Origin of the sequence: Solihabitans fulvus (assembly GCF_008386585.1) — a bacterium.
Taxonomy (GTDB): Bacteria; Actinomycetota; Actinomycetes; order Mycobacteriales; family Pseudonocardiaceae; genus Solihabitans; species Solihabitans fulvus.
On sequence record NZ_VUOB01000010.1, the window covers coordinates 162,745 to 180,973 of the forward strand.

The 18,229-nt window shown below is 71.1% G+C and carries 15 protein-coding genes; 5 read left to right on the forward strand and 10 right to left on the reverse strand.

Going from position 1 to position 18,229, the window contains the following annotated elements:
* Positions 1-16: 16 nt before the first annotated feature.
* The 5 genes from F0L68_RS06275 to eccCa form a co-directional block, all read right to left on the reverse strand.
* Complete coding sequence (locus F0L68_RS06275; protein ID WP_149848496.1) at positions 17-313, reverse strand: WXG100 family type VII secretion target; 297 nt, start codon at positions 311-313, stop codon at positions 17-19.
* Between the two features lie 74 nt (positions 314-387).
* On the reverse strand, positions 388-699 hold the full coding sequence (locus tag F0L68_RS06280) for a WXG100 family type VII secretion target (RefSeq protein ID WP_149848497.1): 312 nt from the start codon (positions 697-699) through the stop codon (positions 388-390).
* Between the two features lie 152 nt (positions 700-851).
* Positions 852-1,265, reverse strand: coding sequence for a hypothetical protein (locus F0L68_RS06285; protein ID WP_149848498.1), 414 nt, complete (start codon positions 1,263-1,265; stop codon positions 852-854).
* Between the two features lie 9 nt (positions 1,266-1,274).
* Entirely contained in the window at positions 1,275-3,083 is a 1,809-nt protein-coding gene (locus F0L68_RS06290; protein ID WP_149848499.1) for a type VII secretion-associated protein, read from the reverse strand.
* 109 nt (positions 3,084-3,192) lie between these two features.
* Entirely contained in the window at positions 3,193-7,182 is a 3,990-nt protein-coding gene (eccCa, locus tag F0L68_RS06295) for a type VII secretion protein EccCa (RefSeq protein ID WP_149848500.1), read from the reverse strand.
* 302 nt (positions 7,183-7,484) lie between these two features.
* Here eccCa and eccD point away from each other — a divergent pair, with 302 nt between their 5' ends.
* On the forward strand, positions 7,485-8,882 hold the full coding sequence (gene eccD / locus F0L68_RS06300; RefSeq protein WP_149848501.1) for a type VII secretion integral membrane protein EccD: 1,398 nt from the start codon (positions 7,485-7,487) through the stop codon (positions 8,880-8,882).
* A gap of 14 nt (positions 8,883-8,896) precedes the next feature.
* Entirely contained in the window at positions 8,897-10,384 is a 1,488-nt protein-coding gene (mycP, locus tag F0L68_RS06305) for a type VII secretion-associated serine protease mycosin (RefSeq protein ID WP_149848502.1), read from the forward strand.
* Between the two features lie 97 nt (positions 10,385-10,481).
* Here mycP and F0L68_RS06310 read toward each other — a convergent pair whose 3' ends face one another.
* The 3 genes from F0L68_RS06310 to eccB form a co-directional block, all read right to left on the reverse strand.
* Positions 10,482-11,657, reverse strand: coding sequence for a WXG100 family type VII secretion target (locus tag F0L68_RS06310; protein WP_188316421.1), 1,176 nt, complete (start codon positions 11,655-11,657; stop codon positions 10,482-10,484).
* A gap of 9 nt (positions 11,658-11,666) precedes the next feature.
* The gene (locus tag F0L68_RS06315) at positions 11,667-12,056 is read right to left on the reverse strand and encodes a DUF2563 family protein (protein WP_149848503.1); all 390 of its coding nucleotides are present in this window, start codon (positions 12,054-12,056) and stop codon (positions 11,667-11,669) included.
* A gap of 71 nt (positions 12,057-12,127) precedes the next feature.
* Positions 12,128-13,729 (reverse strand): type VII secretion protein EccB, encoded by a 1,602-nt coding sequence (eccB, locus tag F0L68_RS06320; protein ID WP_149848504.1) that lies wholly within the window; start codon positions 13,727-13,729, stop codon positions 12,128-12,130.
* Positions 13,730-13,891: 162 nt separating this feature from the next.
* Between eccB and eccE the strand changes: the two genes are divergently transcribed.
* The 3 genes from eccE to F0L68_RS06335 all read left to right on the forward strand — a co-directional run bounded on the left by eccE (position 13,892) and on the right by F0L68_RS06335 (position 16,323).
* The gene (eccE, locus tag F0L68_RS06325; protein WP_149848505.1) at positions 13,892-15,229 is read left to right on the forward strand and encodes a type VII secretion protein EccE; all 1,338 of its coding nucleotides are present in this window, start codon (positions 13,892-13,894) and stop codon (positions 15,227-15,229) included.
* Positions 15,230-15,300: 71 nt separating this feature from the next.
* Positions 15,301-15,954: a hypothetical protein gene (locus F0L68_RS06330; protein ID WP_223198571.1), complete on the forward strand. Its 654-nt coding sequence runs from the start codon at positions 15,301-15,303 to the stop codon at positions 15,952-15,954.
* 3 nt (positions 15,955-15,957) lie between these two features.
* Entirely contained in the window at positions 15,958-16,323 is a 366-nt protein-coding gene (locus tag F0L68_RS06335; protein WP_149848507.1) for a hypothetical protein, read from the forward strand.
* Positions 16,324-16,341: 18 nt separating this feature from the next.
* On the opposite strand, the gene F0L68_RS06340 is transcribed toward F0L68_RS06335, so the two are convergent.
* Both F0L68_RS06340 and truA read right to left on the reverse strand, forming a co-directional pair.
* Complete coding sequence (locus F0L68_RS06340) at positions 16,342-17,256, reverse strand: AbfB domain-containing protein (RefSeq protein ID WP_149848508.1); 915 nt, start codon at positions 17,254-17,256, stop codon at positions 16,342-16,344.
* A gap of 150 nt (positions 17,257-17,406) precedes the next feature.
* Entirely contained in the window at positions 17,407-18,222 is an 816-nt protein-coding gene (gene truA / locus F0L68_RS06345; protein WP_188316422.1) for a tRNA pseudouridine(38-40) synthase TruA, read from the reverse strand.
* Positions 18,223-18,229 lie beyond the last annotated feature (7 nt).

Consider the following 18,229-nt stretch of genomic DNA (forward strand, 5'->3'; position numbering starts at 1 on the left):
AGGTCGTGCGGAGAAATCAGCCCTGCCAGCGGTTGGTGTTCTGGTGCTCGGCCTGCTGGTAGGACTCAACGGCCTGCTGCACGGCGGTGCCGATGGCGGCAAGAACCGACCGGAGGTCAGCGGCGGAGTCGTCCCACTTCTTCTGAGCCTGCTGGTAACCCTCGGACGAACCACCAGCCCACTGGGCGGCGACCGGGGCGACCTTGGACTTCAGGTCGGAAAGCTGCTGCTCCACCTGCGACGCGGCGGTGGCGATGTCGCCGGCAGCGCTGGAAAGCGCGCCGAAGCTGACCTTAATTTGCATGTCACTCATAGTTCTCCCCTAGCAAACAAAACAGTCAAGGATGCGGAACCAAGCTGTACTGCGGCGAAACAAAGAGTCGAAACTCAGCCAAGGCGATTCGTGATGGTCGACATCGACTGCGAGTGCTCTTCTTCCTGCTGCAGGTAGGTCGCGGCCGACCCCGACATCTGCTCGCCGATCGAGTTCAGCGCCTGGCTGAGCTTGTTGGCGTCGTCGTTGAAGCGCTCGATGAGCTGGTGGAACGCGGTCGCCGCGGCGCCGCCCCAAGCACTCTGCAGCGGCTCGAGCTTGCCAGCCAGGCTCTTCAGGGTGGCCTGCGTGTCCGAGTCGACCTGGTGGATGTTCTTCGCCAGGTCGAGAAGTTCCTGACTACCAGTGGAGTAACCGTCAGCCATTGGGTGTGACCCCCTTCATAGATGAAACGTGGTCGTACGCGTTCCTGCTTCGTACGCCTCTTGTGACGACGACACTGCCATGGTCGGTTCCATGATGTCGCTAGTTCTTCGCAAGTAGTTGCGCTAGTGAACGCGAGAACGGGGAACCGCAGCTACGAGAGGATTCGCTCTTGCGAAAAGTCCTCGTCATCGTCGTCCGGACGAGGTGGTCTACCACCCACACCGGGAGTGTTGCCGGAACGGAGGGTGTCCTTGGCGACGTTTTCGGGTGAACTCGGGGAACTCGGGGCGAGGAGTTCGGCGCCGGTGGGCAGTTGCTCTACCGGGAGGCGCTTGCTGGTGCGGAAGCCGGTGGCCACGCGGCGGAGGTCGTCGGTGGTGAGCTGGCCCGGGTCCGGTTTGGTCTTGCGGGCGCGCACCTGGTCGGTCAGCTCACGCGTTCTGCCCCGAAACGCCTCGGTGCGCTCGTTCGCCTCCGCCGAGGCCCGCTTGCCTCGGCTGACGGCCGCGTCCAGGTCGCTGCGGAACCTCGCGAACCCCTCGGTCATGCCCTGTGGTCCGGTCATCAGACCCCATCACCCCGTGATCTTCATCGTGCGCACCACCTGCTCGCAGGCCGACCTGACCTGGTCGCGGCCCGCGTCGGCGTACTGGCAGCCGACCAGCACCTGCGTCTTGGCCTGGAACAGGACGTACCAGTCGACGGTGCCGCCGCTGGACTGTTCCCGGTAGTACACGACATCCTTGCCGCCGTAGCTGGCCTTGTCGTTGTAATCCGACAGGTTCGTGCCCTTGTCGTAGAGGCTCTTGAGGTAGCTGACCGCGCGGGTGCGCTCCTGCGTCGCGTCGTAGTTCAGCTTCGTCTCCTGCACCGCGATCAGGTTGCTGTCCGAACCCCCGGCCTGCGGCTTGAGCTGCACCTTCCTCGACGCCGGGTCGCCGCCGGACTGCGTCCAGTCCGCCGGCGCGGTGAAGCTGTACTCGTACTGGGCGTACTGCTTGCCCTGCGGCTGGTCGCCGTTGGACCGGGACAGGAACACGATGACCGCGCCGACCACCGCCACCACCGCCACCACGGCGCCAACCACGAGCCACGGGTTGACTGGCTTGCGCGGCGGCTTGGCAAGCGTTTGCGCGCTGCTCGGGGCGTTGCTGGGGACGCTGCTGGGGAACGACGAGGTCGGGAAGGACGTGCCGACCGGGGCAGGCTGCGGGAACTGGCCGCCGAAGCCGCCCGGCGGCGTGCCGGGCACGGCGTGCGGGCCGGACTGGCCCGGGTACTGCTGCATCGGTGTGCTGCCGGTGTGCTGCGGGTCCACGCTCACGGCGCGCAACGCTCCTCTGGCCACGACGGTCTCTGGCTGGTCGATGCTGGTCGGCACGATGCCGGTGCGCTCGTGCACCAACCTCGCCACCAGTGGTATCCGGCTCGAACCGCCCACCAGGAACACCCCGGCCAGCCGCTGCGGGTCCAGACCCGCCTCGGCGACCGTCGCCGCGACCAGCGCCGCCGCCCTGTCCAACGGCCCGGCCACGATCCGTTCCAGGTCCGCCCTGGTGACGTGGGCGTCGGGGAACGGCGGCGGCATCGGCACGTCGGTGTAGGTGTGCCTGGACAGCGTCTCCTTCGCGCCGCGCACGTCCTGCCGCAGCACCCGCCGCCTGCGCCGGTCGCTCATCTCCCTGCCCTCGACGAGCTGCTGCCACGCGCCCTGGTCCTCGCGCCCGACCAGCCCGCCGACGTGTTCGAGCAGCAGCTGGTCGACGTCGGCCCCGCCGAAGGTGGGATCGCCCCTGGTGGCCAGCACCTGGAAGGTGCCGCCGCTGCGGCGCACCACGCTGGCGTCCACCGTGCCGCCGCCGAGGTCGAGCACGGCCAGCGCCGTGCCGTCGGGGATGGTGTTGCCGAGGGCGTCCGAATGGAACAGCGCGGCGGCCACCGGCTCCGGCACCAGCGCCAGCTCCCTGGACAGACCTCCGCCCGCCTGCCGGAGCACCCCGGTGCGCACCGCGCCCCAGTCGGCGGGATGGGTCAGCACCAGCAGGTCGACCGGCGCGCCGCCGGCCACCCTGCGGGCCTCGCCGACGGCCCTGGTCAGCACGGCCCGCACCACGTCGAGCACCCGCAGCACGGAACTGCCGAGCAGCAGCTCGCCCTCGTCGATCCGGCGCTTGGGATGCGGCTCGTAGCGCGCCGGGTCCACCGCGGCGTGCCGCTCGGCCTCCTGCCCGACGAACAGCGTGCCGTCCACCGCGGCGAACACGGCGGACGGCATCACGGGCGCCCCGCCGTCGACCACGACGAGCTGCGGCTCCCGACCGTCGACCGACACGGCGACGCAGGTGCTGGACGTGCCGAAGTCGACGGCGACGCGCAGGGTCATAGCGGAACCCCCCAGGTTCGTTCAACGCACCAACGGGGTGCGACCGGGCAGCGAACATGCTTACCCGACCGCACCCCGCGGCTCACAACCGGGCGGGACACGCCCTGGGTCACTCCTCTTGCAGCCAGGCCACCTGGACGAGCTGCTGGCCGACCTTGCGGCTGATCAGCGTGCCTCGGCCGGGCGGCTGCGGCGACATCTTGACGTTGCCGAGCAGCACGCCCTCGTCCTTGCTGCCGCTCATCGCGATGCCGGGGCTGGAGATCTCCTTGAGCTTGCCGATGATCGGGTCGTACAGCGCCCGCGACGCACCACCGGAACGCCGCACCACGATCAGGTGCAGGCCGACGTCCTTCGCCTGGGCCAGGAACTCCGACAGCGGCTGGAGCGGGTTGCCCGACTGGGTCGCCACCAGGTCGTAGTCGTCGACGATGACGAACAACTCGGGGCCCTTCCACCAGGACCGGTTCCGCAGCTGCTCCTGTGTGACGTCCGGGCCGGGCAGCCGGTTGACCATCGAGCCCCGGACGTCCTTGACCATGTCGGTGAGCTGGTTCGACGAGACCGCATAGCCCAACAGGTGGTCGGTGTTGATGAACCCCAGCATGGTGCGCCGGTAGTCCACCAACAGGATGACCGCCTCGCTGGAGGTGTAGCGGTCCATGATGCCGCGCACGATGTTGCGCAGCAGGTTCGTCTTGCCGGACTCGCCGTCGGCGAAGGCCAGGAAGTGCGGCTCCGAGTCGAAGTCGAGGTAGACGGGCGCGAGCTCGTCCTCGTTGACGCCGATCGGCACCAGCTTGCCGGCGGGACGCTGCTGCTCGACGGCCAGGATCTGCTCGTAGGGCAGCAGGTCGGGCAGCAGGCGGACCTGCGGCGCGCGCCTGCCCCGCCAGGCGCCGTTGAGCTTGCCGACCATGTCGGCGACACCGGCGGCCACGTTCTCCGGGTCGGAGGACCCGTCGATGCGCGGCAGCGCGACGAGGAAGTGCAGCTTGTCGGTGGTCAGGCCGCGGCCCGGCCGGCCGGCCGGCACATTGACGGCCGTCCTGCGGTCGATGTCGGACTCACTCGGGTCACCGAGCCGCAGCTCGAACCTCGTGCCGAGCAGGTCCTTGACCGCGGGCCGGATCTCCGCCCAGCGGTTCGCGGCGAGCACGAGGTGCACGCCGTAGGACAGGCCCTGCGCGGCCAGCGCCTGGACCTGCGCCTCCAGCGCCTCGAACTCCTGCCGGAAGTTCATCCAGCCGTCGACGATCAGGAAGGCGTCACCGAACGAGTCGCCCGGCACCTCGCCGCGCCGCTTCCGGTTGCGGAACTCGGTCATCGAGTCGATGCCCAGCTCGCGGAACCTGGCCTCGCGCTCGGTGATCAGCGTGCTGAGCTCGGCGACCATGCGGCGCGCCTTGTCCGGGTCGAGACGGCCGGCGAAGCCACCGACGTGCGGCAGGTTCTCCAGCGAGGCGAGCGTGCCACCACCGAGGTCGAGGCAGTAGAACTGCACCTCCTCGGCCGTGTGCGTCAACGCCATCGAGGTGATCAGCGTTCGCAGCATCATCGACTTGCCCGACTGCGGACCACCGACGATCGCACCGTGCCCGGACGCACCGGAGAAGTCCGCCCACAGCAGGTCGCGCCGCTGCTCGAACGGCTTGTCCACGACGCCGAGCGGCACCTGGAGCCTGCCGTTGGCCGGGAAGCCGGGCGCGGAGACGCCCCGGTCCTCGGTCGGGCCGAGCGGCGGGAACATGGTGTCCAGCGACGGCGGCTCGTTCAGCGGCGGCAGCCACACCTCGTGCGCGGGCGGGCCCTGGCCGATGAGCCGGCCGACGATGACCTCCAGCTCGCTCGGCTCGTTGCTCTCCTCCTTGGGCTTCTCCACCGGGGCCGCCTCGATCGGCCGCACCGGCTCCTTGGGGATCTCGATGTAGTCCGGCACGAAGTACCTCGGCCGCTTGTCGCCGCTGACCGGCGCGGCGGGCCCCGACGTCTGGATGCCGGACGGCCGGTACGGGCCGGACACGTACAGCGCCTTGAACCGGACCAGCGGCGAACCCTGGATGCCGAGGTAGCCGGAACCGGGGATGGGCGGCAGCTCGAACGCGTCCGGCACGCCGATGGCCGCGCGGGACTCGGCCGCGGAGAAGGTCTTCAGACCGATCCGGTAGGACAGGAAGGTGTCGAGGCCGCGCAGCTTGCCCTCCTCCAGTCGCTGCGAGGCGAGCAGCATGTGGATCTGGAGCGACCGGCCGACTCGACCGATCTGGAGGAAGATGTCGATGAAGTCGGGCTTTGCGGTCAGCATCTCGGAGAACTCGTCGATGCAGATGAACAGCGCGGGCAGCGGGTCGATGTCGGCGCCGTTCTCACGGGCCTTCTCGTAGTCCCAGACGTTCTTGTAGTTGCCCTTGGCCAGCACTTCCTGGCGCCGCGAGACCTCGCCCGCGATGGCGTCCTTCATGCGGTCGACCAGGGTGAGGTCGCCCGCCAGGTTGGTGATGGTCGCGGCGACGTGCGGCGCGGCGTCCAGACCGAGGAACGTCGCACCACCCTTGAAGTCGACCAGGATCATGTTCAGCGAGCTGGACGAGTGGGTCGCGAGCATGCCGAGCACCAGGGTGCGCAGGAACTCCGACTTACCGGAACCGGTCGCGCCGATGCACAGGCCGTGCGGGCCCATGCCCTCCATCGCGGCTTCCTTGATGTCCAGCTCGACCGGCTGACCGAACTCGCCGATGCCGAAGGGCACCCGGTAGCGGTCGCGCACCGGCCTCGGCCGCCACGCCTGCTGGATGTCGAAGGTCATCGGGTCGCCCGGGATGCCGAGCAGTTCGAGCAGCGCCGGGTTCGAGGACAACGGGTCCTCGTCGCCGGAACCCGCGTCCTGGCCGCCGATCCGGTACGGCGAGATCTTGCGGGACAGCGCCTCGGCCTCGACCACGGACAGCCAGTCCGGCTTGCCGAACCACTCGACGCCGCTGGCGCTGCGGGCGCCGAGCTTGTCGTCCTCGACGACCAGGCGGAGGCCGCGGCGGGCGGTGAGGTTGCCGAGCGACTCGGACAGGTCGAGCAGCGTGACGCCGACCAGACCCTCCTCGAGGAGGATCTGCTCCTCCCTGGTGACGTCGCCGTCGTCGATGACGATCACCACGTGCGGCTGGTCGGACTGCGGCGGCGCGTTGCGGGTGAACCGCTGCCGGTCCCGCAGCTGGTCGTCGAGCATCTGCTCGACCTCGGCGAGCGAGCCCGCCATCATCCGCCGCTGCCCGATGCCGTCGAGCTGGGTCGGGTGCTGCACGTGCGGCAGCCACTTCGCCCACTCCCACAGCGTCTTGGTGCGGCCGGTGGTGACGACCGCGATCAGCAGGTCGTCCGGGGTGTGGAAGGTGGCCATCTGGGCGATCATCGCCCTGGCCAGGCCCCTGGTGTGCTCGATGTCGCCGATGAGGCCGACGGCGGCGAAGCCGCGCAGCGCGATGGAGATCGGCAGGTCGGGCACGAGCGAGTGGGCGCGCACGAAACGGCGCAGCGCCAGCGTCGCGATGGGCTCAAGCTCCTCGACCGGACCGGTCTGCGGCGGCACCAGCCGGGTGGCGAGGCGCTGCGAGCCGCGGCCGACCCGCAGCTGGCAGAAGTCGGCGTCGGCCTGCCTGCGCTCCCACATCCGCCTGGTCGTCGCGATGGACCACAGCATCTGCGGGTCCGGGTGGATCCACTCGCGCTCGGCGCGCTGTTCGTCGGCGGCCTCGCGGGCGCGCTCCCGCATCTGGCCGAGGTACCGCAGGTAGTCCTTGCGGTCCTCGTCCATCTCGGCCTTCTTCTGGCCCTTACCGCCGCCCCCGCCGCCGGCCATCATGCCGATGGTCGAGATCATCATCATGCCGGGGAAGATCATCGCCGCCGGGCTGCGGCCGCTGGTGGAGAACATCAGCACCGCCATCCCGACGGACGCGCCGATCATCACGATCGGCATCATCTTCATCAGGATGTTGCCCGGGATCACCCTGGGGATCTCGGGCGGTGGTTCGAGGTGGACCTCACCGCCCGGCGGGCGCGGGGCAGCAAGGCGCGGCGATCGCTTAAATTGCAGCGTGCTCACCGAACAGGCACCTCTTCATCTCGTCTGGACTTCGTCACGGGGTGGCCGACCGCCCGATCCCCGTGGCCGACCTGCCTGCGGTTGACCGAGGAAACCCGTTCGGACATGTTCACCGGAACCGGCAGTGCCGGCACACCCGGTGCGGCCATACTAGGGGCGCTCACCACCGACGCGGGGGCGGTTCGCCGATACCGGCCGACTGGTTCCGTCACGTGGGCGCGCAATAGGGTCGGTCTGCCGACGGCGGACCCGGCGGCCCGACACACACGAGCACGACCGACCTTGGACCTTAGGGGGCGCTGGTGGCGACCGGTACGACGGTGTTCAGCCGGGTGACGGTGGTAGCGCCGCGGACGCGTATCGACGTCGCGCTGCCGGCCGATGTCGCGGTGGCCGACCTGCTGCCGATGCTGCTGGACATGGCCAAGGAGGCCACTCCGGACGGTGGCGTTCGACACGGTGGCTGGTGCCTGGCCAAGCTTGGCGACAGTCCACTTGACCCGAGCCGCACGCTGGCCTCCCTCGGCGTCGTCGACGGCGACATGCTCCAGTTGCGTCGCCGCAACGAGAACCCGCCGCCCCCGCTGTACGACGACGTGGTCGACGCCATCGCGGAGTCCACTCCGGACAGCTACCGGCCGTGGACCAAGGAGACCGCCCGCCGCTTCGGCCACATCGCCGGCGCGCTGGCGCTGTTCACCGCCGCCGTTGCCGTGCTGCTCGCCGGGCCGATCAGTGGCGGCAGCGGGCTCGCGGCGGCGATCACCGCGGGAGTGTCCGCTGTGGCCTGTATCGCCGCGGGCGCGGTGATCGTGCGGGCCTACGCCGCGCCGGCCACCGGCGTGCTGGTGGCCGCGGCTGGCGGGCTGCCGATGGCCTTCGTCGCCGGCCTCTACATCGTCCCCGGCGTGCCGGGCAGGGCCTCGCTGCTGCTCGCCAGCGTGCTGGTGCTGATCTTCGCCTCGGCCGCGATCATGCTGCTCGGCACCGGCGTCACCACCTTCGTGGCCGCCGCGACCGGCGGCACGATCTGCGCGCTGGCCTTCCTCGCGGCCACGCTGATGGACAAGGAGCCGCTGCCCGGCATCGCCGCCGGCACCGCCGCGGTGGCGCTCGCCTGTCTCTCGCTGCTGCCGAGATTCACCATCTCGCTGGCCAAGCTCCCACTGCCGACCGTGCCGGGCAGCGCCGAGGACCTCAAGGAGGACACCGGCTTCCCGGACTACGCGGTGATCGAACGCCGCGCCGGGCTCGCGCACGAGTACATGACGGGCATGATCGTCGGCTCCGGCGTGGTGACCGCGCTCGCCTCGATCATCGCCGCCAGCTCCGGCTCCGTCCTCGGCCCGATCTTCGCCGTGGTGGTCACGATCGTCCTGCTGATGCGGGGCCGCGCCTACGCCAACGGCAGCCAGGCCGTCGCCCTGCTCGCCAGCGGCATGCTGGCCGGCGCCGGGGTGCTGATCGGCTGGCTGTGGGAGACCCCGGCCGCCAACCGGCTGCTGTTCGTGTTCGGCACCCTGGTGATCGTCGGCGCTGGCGCCCTGGTCCTCGGGGTGATCTTCCCCGGCCAGCGGTTCTCCCCCGTGCTGCGCCGCACGGTCGACGTCCTCGAGGCCCTCATGATCGCCGCGGTGCTGCCGCTCGCCCTCGGCGTGATGGACCTCTACACCGTGATGCGCCAGCTCATCCCGAGCTGACGGGCAAGGACGACATGCGCAGCACACGGATGAGGGCACTCGCCATGACGCCGGGCCCACGGGGCAGGAAGTCGCTCGCGGCCGGCGCCACCGCGCTGATCCTGCTCGCCGGGCTCGGCGGCACCCCGCAGGCGATGGCGCAGAGCAGCAAGCCGTCCACCGGCAGCTCGGCGAGCCCGACCGCGAAGACCCCGGCCACCCCGCCGCCGGTGGACATGAGCAAGCTGGCCCTCGCGCCCGTCGAGAAGCCCGCCAAGGCGGGCGACTACGAGCTGAAGAACGCCTGCATCACCTCCAACGTGACCACGGACCTGGCGAACAAGCCGTGGGGTCAGCAGCAGCTCCAGATCGAGGAGGCGCAGCGGTTCGCCACCGGCAAGGGGCAGACCGTCGCGGTGATCGACACCGGAGTGAACCCGCACCCGCGCTTCGGGGACCGGCTCACCCAGGGCGGCGACTATGTCGCGGCGCCCGGCACCACGCCGACGGACTGCGACGGGCACGGCACCGAGGTCGCCGGGATCATCGCGGCGGGGCGCGACCCGAAGACCGGCTTCGTCGGTGTGGCCCCCGACGCGAAGATCCTGGCGTTGCGCCAGACCAGCGGCAACTTCGCGCTGAAGACCCCCAACGGGACGGCAGCCGCGGGCGCCGGTGACCTCATCGCGCTGGCCAAGGCCATCCACTACGCGGCCGACCAGGGCGCGAAGGTCATCAACATGTCGGTGACGCTGTGCGTCAACGCGCCTTACACGCCGGTGGACAGCGTGCTCGCGGTGCAGGCGGCGATCCACGACGCGGTGGAGAAGCACGACGTCGTCGTGGTGGCCGCCGCCGGCAACGTCGACCCCGAGGGCTGCCCGGCGCAGAACGACGACCCGGACCCCAACAACGTGCACGTGATCGCGCTCCCGCCGTGGTTCTCCGACGACGTGCTCTCGGTCGCCGCGATCGCCAGGTCGGGCGAGCCCGCCAGCTTCACGGTGTGGGGGCCGTGGGTGAACATCGCGGGTCCCGGCACCGAGATCACCAGCCTCGACCCCGGTCCCGGCAGCAGCGGGCTGACCAACAGCCTGGTGCGGAACAACAAGCCGGAAGCGTTGCAGGGCACCAGCTTCGCCTCGCCCTACGTCGCCGGGGTCGCCGCGCTCGTGCGGGAACGCTTCCCAGAGCTCAGCGCGCGAGAGGTGATGTCCAGGCTGGAGCGGACCGCACAGCACCCCGGCAACCCGAGCGGGCGGGACAACAAGGTCGGCTACGGCATGGTCAACCCGATCGCCGCGCTGACCGCCGTGCTGCCCGACGAGAAGGGCGTCGCGGCCGCGAGGCCCACGCCCGTCAACACCTCGCTCAACCAGGTGCCGGACAAGAACTGGATGCCGATGGTGGTCGCGCTCTCCGGCACCGGCATCGGCGTCGGCCTGCTGCTGCTGACGCTGTTCATCATGCACACGATCAACCGGGTCCGCACCCGGCGCGAGGGTTCCGGAGCCCGCGCCTAAGCAGTCCTAACCAGCGACGTCATAAGAACGCCCTCGGGACATCCAGTGTCCCGAGGGCGTTCTTCGTGATGTTCGGTGTCGTTCCCGGACTTTGCGGTCAGCGGCGGTCGTCGCCGAGGACCGGGGGGACCGTCATCTCCGGCTTGCCGAACAGGTCCGTCGGGTCGGTCACCGTCCTGGCCTTGCTCTTGTGCTCGGTGTCCCCGCCGCCCTTGCCGCCGTGCCCGCCGCCCATCGGCGGCATGCCGCCCATCGGCGCGCCACCGCCGGCAGGCGCACCGCCTGGCGCGCCGGCCGCACCGGCGGCCGCCGCCGCGTGCGACGCGCCCGCTGCGGGCTGCTGCGGCGGCAGGACGTAGGAGGACGCCCCGGAGGACAGGTTCCCGCCGGTGCTCCCCGTTGACGGCGTCCCAGCGCCGACACCGGCTCCGACACCAGAGCCGCTGCCCATGCCGGCCGGCATGCCGCCGGCGTGGCCGCTGCCCGTGCCGGCGGCGGCAGGCGCGGCCGCGGCCGGGGCGTCGGGCTTGTGCTGCTCGGCGGCTGGCTGGGCCGCGGCAGGCACGGCGGGCGCGCCGGCAGGAGGCTGCGCCGTGGCCGGCGGCGCGACCGGTTTCGCCGCGGCAGGCTCGTGGTAGGCCCAGTTCTGCTCGGGGAACTTGTGCTTCATCGTCACGTTCGCGCCCGCGCGCTCGCCGTGCACACCGCTGCACAGCCGGCCGAACGCCTCCAGCACGTCCCTGGCCGCCTCGAAGTGCTCCCTGGTCGGCCGCGACAGGTCATCGAGGAACCGGCGGGCCCTTCCGTCGCCCTCGAGCGGCACGACCAGCCCGCCGGACACCGACTCGGCGGCGTCGGCGAGCACGTCGGCGAGGTCGCGGACGATCGACCGGATCGCGTCGGCGGTGTGGTCCAGCGCGTCGGCCATCGCGGACATCGCGTCGGACATGTCGTGGCCGGCGAGCCCGGCCTTCTGGATGTAGGCGACGAACGAGTCGGCGTCGGCACCCTGCCAGGCGGCGTCGAGGCCGCCGAGCGAGCCGGCCAGCCGGTCGGTCATGTCCTCGGCGGCCTTGGCGGCGTCGCGCCAGCGGCCGGCCTCCTCGTGCAGGTCGTTCCACTTGCCGAGGACGGGAGCGAAGTGCTCCTCGACCGGGTCGAGGACGCCGAGCCTGCGGGCCAGCCGCGACAGGTAGTCGAGGTGGTCGCCGACCTCCCTGGCGATCTCGTGGCCGTCCTTGCCGCTCCTGGCGGCGGTCGGGTGAGGGTGCACGACGATCCCCTACGCCCGGTGGTCCGCTTTGGTGATCGCCCGCGCGGCTTCCTCGTCGTGCGCGCCGTAGTGGTGCGCGACCGCGCGCAGCCCGGTGCCGGCCGAGGTCAGCACCTCGGCGGCGCGCGCAAGCTGCTGCCGCAGCACGTCGGCCGCCTTCGCGTAGGAGTCCGCGGTGCGCAGCGTGCGGCCGAGCTCGCCGAAGCTCTCCGCGCGCAGCGGGGCCTCGCCGAGCGCCTTGCGCGCGGTGTCGATGTCCTGCGCGGCCTCGTCGACCTTCTTGGCGTAGCCGACCACCCAGTCCGGGTCCACGCGGACCGCTCCTGGCTTCCTGGCCGGCCGAAGCTGGTGCGCGCGGACAGGCGAGACCCCACCACGCTGCTCGACCCACGAATTCATGCCGTCCCCCTTCCCTGCAAGGGATCAGACGGTCCCGGCCCGCCGTTGGTTCCGGCGGCCGGGACCGACCGTCAGCGTCCCTGTCCCTGGTTCAGATTGCTCGCCAGGACACCGGGTTGCACCTGCATGGAGTCGTAGCTGCGGATGGCGCCGTTCCGGTTCAGTTCCGTCCCGGCCGGCAACAACCGCAGGATCGCGTCGGGGGCCGCGGCGAAGTTGTTGTCGCCGAGCCCGAGCGCCGCGCTCGTCTTCGTGTCGGGAATGCCGAACTTCACCCCGCGCGGGGTGATCAGCTGGATGGGACCCCGGTCGAAGTCCTGGCTCGACGAGGTGCTGCGCACCACGGCCGCCTTGCCGGGGGTGATGAAGAAGCCCGCCAGCGTCTGGCCGTCCGCGCCCGGCTGGTTGATCATCACCGGCGGGGTGTCGGCCGAGATCGGCAGCTTGCTGCCGGTCAGCACCTCGGTGCGCTCGTCCTTGCCCTGCGCGCTCCAACCCAGGCACACCGCCTGGTTGCTCGGGGTGGTGTCGACGACCTGCGGCACCTCGGTCGGGTAGTCCTCCAGCTTGAGCGGGCTCGCCGTGATCTTGGCGGACGCGATCTGGTCAGGCGGGACGATCCTCGGCTGGCTGCCGCTGGAGTACTTGTACCTGATCAGGTCGCCGACGGCCTGCGGCACCTTCTGGAGACCGTCCTGGAGCGCGACATAGAACTCCTTCGCGCCGCCGGTGCGGTCGACCTCGATGACGTCGCCGATCGTGGTGCTGGCCAGGTAGTCCGCCTGGCTGCCCCGGCCCGCGATGGTGGGCGCGGTGAGCTTGCTCGCCTCGGGGATCGCGCTCAGCAGGCCGGCACTGGCCGGCCGAGGCGACTTGCCGGTCAGGTTGAACGCCGACTTCACCGCCGCGTCGGCCAGGTCGATCTCGGCCCGCACCGCCTTGGCGTTGGGGTGCACGGACGTCGAGGGCGCCCGGTACACCAGGTACGCCTTCTGGTTGGGCGCCACCAACAACAGCGCCTTGGTGCCGTCCAGCGAGTCGCCGCCGCCGCTGACGCCGGCCAGCACGGTGGTGGTGAACTTCTTCTGCTGGGTCGGGTCGGGCAGGCTCTGGTCGAGCTGGGTCTGGTCGCAGACCATCCAGTTCGAGCCGATCCGCTGGTCCGGCGTCGGCAGCAGCTCGGGGCCGTCCGCGATGCCGGTCAGGCGGCCGCGCGCGAGCTTGCTCAGCGACGCCTCGCTGACCACCTTCACCGCGCCGCCGGAGGGGCCGTTGCTGCCGACCGCGCCCGCCGGGGCGTCGCCGCCGCCCTGCCCGTTCGCCTGCGCGGCGTCGGGCGTCTGCTGGGCGAACAGGAACAGCCTCGCGGAGGCCAGGTTGGTCATCGGGATCAGCAGGTGCGGTTCCTTCTGGACGACGTAGACCGCCCCGGACTCCTTGCTGATCACGATGCCCTCGTCGGGCGGCTGCGGCGAGGGCGAGAAGAACCCGAACACGGTGAACCCGAGCAGGCCCACGCAGCCGAGGACCACGCCGATGACGGTGGCCCGGGAGTGATTGCGCATCGGGTCGTGCAGCATCACCGCGTCCTTACGGACCAACGCGGACTGCATCCTGCGCAGGACGAAGCGATACGCCTGGACCTGTGACTTGGTGGTAGGTGTTGATGCCATTCTCGGCCTGTCGCCCTCCCCGTCGCGGTACGGTTCCGCAGGATAGCCGCATAGGGGACGGTCCATGGCAGGGTTGGCAAGACCTGGTCGGACTCGGCGCTGTGTCGGTGTCCTCCTCGTCGTCGAGGCGCAGCAACCATCGAGGGGAAAGAGACCGAACGGATGTCCGTGTCCACTCCACGCCCGGCCCCGCCGAGTCAGGCCCCGCCGCAGCCCGGCATGCCTGCGCAGCAGGCGGCGGCGAGCGCCGGTCCGGCGCGTCCCGCCGTCCGCGCCCGACGACGCACCGTTGGCGCGAGCCTGGGCGCGCTGCCGGTCACGAACCTGGTCGTGCTCGAGGTCGGTGTCGGCATCGCGCTCGTGCTGCTCACCATCAACCGGCAGACCCTGCTGTACGTCGCCGCCGGAGTGCTGCTGGTGGCGCTGATCCTCGCGTTCACCCGGTCCAAGGGCCGCTGGCTGACCCAGTGGATCGGGCTCACCGCCCGGTACACCTTCCGGTCGCACGGCAGGGTCGCCGACCGGCGCGCGCAGCCCTCGGCGAAGTCGCCGGCCGAGGAAGAGACAACGATCACAGGCCCGGAGGACTCGCGCGTCGCGCTGCTGCGGCTGGCGGTGCCCGACCTGGTCGTCGCGCACGGCGTCGACCACGAGCGGCGGCCGCTCGGCCTCGCCTGGCACCAGGGCGCCTGGACCGCGGTGTTGCTGGTCGACCCCACGCCCGACCTGGTCACGGCCGTCGGCAGCGCGCCGAGCCTGCCGCTCGGCGCGCTCGCGCCGTGCCTGGAGGACCGCGGCGTCGTGCTGGACGCCATCCAGATGATCTGGCACTGCTACCCCGGCAGCGCGGCGCTGCCGACCACCTCGCCTGCGCTCAGCTCGTACATGGAGGTGCTCGGCCCGCTGCCGGCCGCCTCCCGGCGCACCACCTGGGTCGCCGTGCGGCTCGACCCGAAGCGGTGTCCCGCCGCGATCCGGGAGCGCGGCGGCGGCGTCGTCGGCGCGCACCGGGCGCTGATCGGCGCGCTGTCCCGCGTCCGCAACGCGCTGGAGTCCAAGGGCGTGCCGATCCGGCCGCTCGACCCGGACGAGCTGCTGCGGGCCGGGATCTCGGCCGCCGAACTGACCGGCCAGGCCGGCTCGAACCAGCCGGTCTCACTGCGCGAGCGGTGGGGCGGTGTCACGGCGGGTGGCGTTGGTCACGCCAGCTACGCGATCACCGGGTGGCCGAGCAAGGGCATGCGCAACAACCTCAACGCGCTGACCGGCGTGCGGGCGCTGTCCTCGACGCTGGCCATCTCGATCTCGCCGAGCGGCGAGGAGGGTCAGGTCGGCATGCGCGGCCTGGTCCGGGTCAGCGCGCGGACCCCGAGCGAGCTCGAGCGGGCCGACGACCAGCTACAGAAGCTGGGCCAGCGGCTCGGCACGACCCTGACCCCGCTGCGCGGCCTCCAGGTGGCCGGCCTCGCCGCCACGCTGCCGCTCGGAGGTGTCGCGTGAGCAGAAGTCGACTTCTCGACACTCAGGGGCAGACGAAGGGCGTCGCGCCCGAGTTCCTGGTCTCGCCGGAGATGCTGGACGTGGTCAGCCCGTCCGGTGACCGAGGCGGCATGGTGCTCGGGTCGGGGATGCAGGGCGAGCCGCTGACCATCTCGGTGCTGCGCTCGGCGCCGACCAGGGTCGTCATGGTCGGCGGCCTCTACCTGGCCCGCCAGGTCGCGCTGCGCGCCATGGCGACCGGGGCGTGGATCACCATCGCCACCGGCAGGCCAGCCGCCTGGCAGCCCGTGGCAAGGGCCGCCGGCGAGGGCCCGGACGGGCGGCCGTCGCCGCTGGTGCAGATCCGCAGGCTCAGCCCGGTCGAGCTGCCGAGGCCGACCGAGGACGGCCCGCTGCTCGTGGTGCACGACGGCGGCCACGTTCCGCAGGAGCTGTTCCCGCCGAGGTCGCCGTGGCAGACCACCATGTACGTGCTGCCCTACCTGCACCCGCAGGCGGGCGGCACGGCCAACTCTGCCGACCTGGTGCTGCTCCAGCGGCTGCCGGTCGGCCAGGCGCAGCTCGCCGGCCGGATCTGGCGGCTGCCGCCGCCGATGGTGCAGCAGCTCACCACGCTCAAGGACGACCAGGTGATCGCGCTCGGCCGCAACCTGTGGCGGCCCATGCGGCTGGTCACCACGCCGAGGGAACAGCAGATCCTCGGGGCCGTTCGCCGGGGTGATTAGGGCATGCCGATGTCGTCGCAGTACCGCGAGCGGGTCAGGGCGCTGCTCGACCCCGGGGAAGATCTTCGTTACGTCTTCCCTGCCACCATCGCCAGGAGCGTGTTCCCGAACGTCGTCGTGGTGGTGACCGACCGCGCGGTGCGGGTGCTGTCCACCAGGTATCTCGACCGGGACGCGCCGAAGTCGGTGTGGGCGACCTATCCGGTCAACACGCCGCTGGAGCTGCTCGACGTCGGCGGCGTGCCCGGGTTCGTGCTCGGCGGCATCGACTACGACGTCGACGAGGAGTACCTGGCGGTGATCAGCGCGGCCAACGCGGAGCGCTCGCTGACCGACGCGATGCCCGCCGACCCGCTGCCGGATCTCTGAGGCGCCGGCTGACGCCGGTCAGAGGCGACACGCGATCGGACAGGTCCAGCCCTGCCGGCAGGTCGAGGAGCCGGGACCGCCGTCACACCCCTCGACGACGAAGCTGACTCCAGCGCTCTTCCCGTCCGAACCCGCCGCGTTGTCGGGTAGGTCGGTCAGGAAGAACCCCGAGGTCCTGGTGCGCCCCGGCGAGTCCTGGGTGACGTTCTCCTGCGCGGTGGGCGGAATCGGTTGGCCGCCGGTGACGCTCCACCGCACGATGAAGAAGTCGTAGCCGAACGGGTCCGTCGGCCCCCACTCGAACACCGCGGTGTGGTCTCGCCGGTAGACGGACAGCACCATCCGCTGTCCCTGGTTCGGGCTGTAGGCCAGCTGTCCGTTCTCGAAGTCGCAGCGCCGGCCGAGGACGACTCCGAACTGGTCGGTGACGTCGTACTCGGCGGTGATCGGCCAGCCGAGCGGACCATGCTCGCCACCCATCTCGCGCCACCGGTCGCCGATGATCCCGTAGGGCCGCCACCGGGCCTGTTGCTGGATGAAGGTCGCGTCGGCGGCCAGGTCGCGCCTGCCGTCCCAGGCGACGCTGAGCTGGAAGTCGCGGTGCCGGAGGTAGAAGTCCGAGAGGGCGTCGGCGCGGAAGGACACGCCGGCGCCCGTCAGGCCCGCAACCTTGTGGAAGGTCGCCTCCCTCGCGAACGACGCGTCGGTCTGGAGCACGTGCAGGACCACGCGGGAGTTGAGGTTTCTGAGGTAGTGGTCGGGAAAGTTGAGCGACTGGAAGGAGTAGCCCGACCCGGACAGGCCATGCACCAGCGCGAAGGCGAAGTCCTCGCCCGGATCGTCCTTGACGGTCAGCTCGCCCTTGAAGTCCCGGTGCCGGATGAACCTGTCGGGGAAGTTCACCGACTGAAACGACCAGTAGTCCTGTGACATGGTGACCTCCAATGGATCAGGGCCGCCGTCGGACGGACGACCGCGATCACGCGGATTTCGCGTACCTGTCAGAGCCCAAGGATCGGATCGGGATACCGCCCAGCCCGGGCGTCCCCCGATCGTGTGACACGCGTAGCGTTCGCGGACCTGTCAGCAGCCCAGGACGCGCACGTTTCGGGTCTGCACGGCCCTGCTGGCCAGGTCCTCGTCGGCCGGGTAGTCCACCCGCACCAGGCACAGGCCGTGCGGCGGCGCGACCGTGACCTGGCTGGAGCGCTCGGCCGTGCTGAGCAGCTCGCCGGGCCAGGCGGCCGGCTTGCGGCCCTCGCCGACGGCCAGCAGCGCGCCGACCAGACTGCGAACCATCGAGTGGCAGAAGGCGTCCGCGGAGACCCTGGCCAGCAGGACGCCGTCTGCGCCGCGCGTCCAGTCAAGGCGCTGGAGCTGGCGAATGGTGGTGGCGCCGTCCCTGCGCTTGCAGAACGCCACGAAGTCGTGTTCGCCGAGCAGCCGGTCGGACGCCTCGTTCAGCGCGGCCAGGTCCAGCGGGCGCGGCCAGGCCAGGGTGTCCAGGCGGCGCAACGGGTTCGCGCCGAAGTCCGCGTCGGCGACCCGGTACTCGTAGTGCCGGCGCAACGCGGAGAACCTGGCGTCGAACTCGGCCGGCACCACCTGCGCGGCGAACACCCGCACGTCGGCGGGCAGCGCCCTGGCCAGCCTGCGCGACAGTCCTTCAACGTCCACAGTGGACGGCAGGTCGGCGTGCGCGACCTGCCCCGAGGCGTGCACGCCTGCGTCGGTGCGGCCGGCGACCGTCAGCCGGACGTCCTCGCGCAGCACCATGGACATGGTGTCCTCCAGCACGCCGCAGACGGTGCGCCGCCCCGGTTGCCGCGCCCAGCCGGAGAACTCCGTGCCGTCGTAACCGAGGTCGAGGCGCACCCGCCGCGTCGGCGCGGAGGGCACGCGAACG

Bases quoted from the DNA above. Each gene is read 5' to 3' on its own strand.
- eccE (WP_149848505.1), top strand. From the start codon at position 13,892: ATGTCCGTGTCCACTCCACGCCCGGCCCCGCCGAGTCAGGCCCCGCCG.
- F0L68_RS06330 (WP_223198571.1), top strand. From the start codon at position 15,301: ATGCTGGACGTGGTCAGCCCGTCCGGTGACCGAGGCGGCATGGTGCTC.
- F0L68_RS06285 (WP_149848498.1), bottom strand. From the start codon at position 1,265: ATGACCGGACCACAGGGCATGACCGAGGGGTTCGCGAGGTTCCGCAGC.
- F0L68_RS06280 (WP_149848497.1), bottom strand. From the start codon at position 699: ATGGCTGACGGTTACTCCACTGGTAGTCAGGAACTTCTCGACCTGGCG.
- F0L68_RS06315 (WP_149848503.1), bottom strand. From the start codon at position 12,056: ATGAATTCGTGGGTCGAGCAGCGTGGTGGGGTCTCGCCTGTCCGCGCG.
- F0L68_RS06275 (WP_149848496.1), bottom strand. From the start codon at position 313: ATGAGTGACATGCAAATTAAGGTCAGCTTCGGCGCGCTTTCCAGCGCT.
- mycP (WP_149848502.1), top strand. From the start codon at position 8,897: ATGCGCAGCACACGGATGAGGGCACTCGCCATGACGCCGGGCCCACGG.
- F0L68_RS06340 (WP_149848508.1), bottom strand. From the start codon at position 17,256: ATGTCACAGGACTACTGGTCGTTTCAGTCGGTGAACTTCCCCGACAGG.
- eccB (WP_149848504.1), bottom strand. From the start codon at position 13,729: ATGGCATCAACACCTACCACCAAGTCACAGGTCCAGGCGTATCGCTTC.
- F0L68_RS06290 (WP_149848499.1), bottom strand. From the start codon at position 3,083: ATGACCCTGCGCGTCGCCGTCGACTTCGGCACGTCCAGCACCTGCGTC.
- F0L68_RS06335 (WP_149848507.1), top strand. From the start codon at position 15,958: ATGCCGATGTCGTCGCAGTACCGCGAGCGGGTCAGGGCGCTGCTCGAC.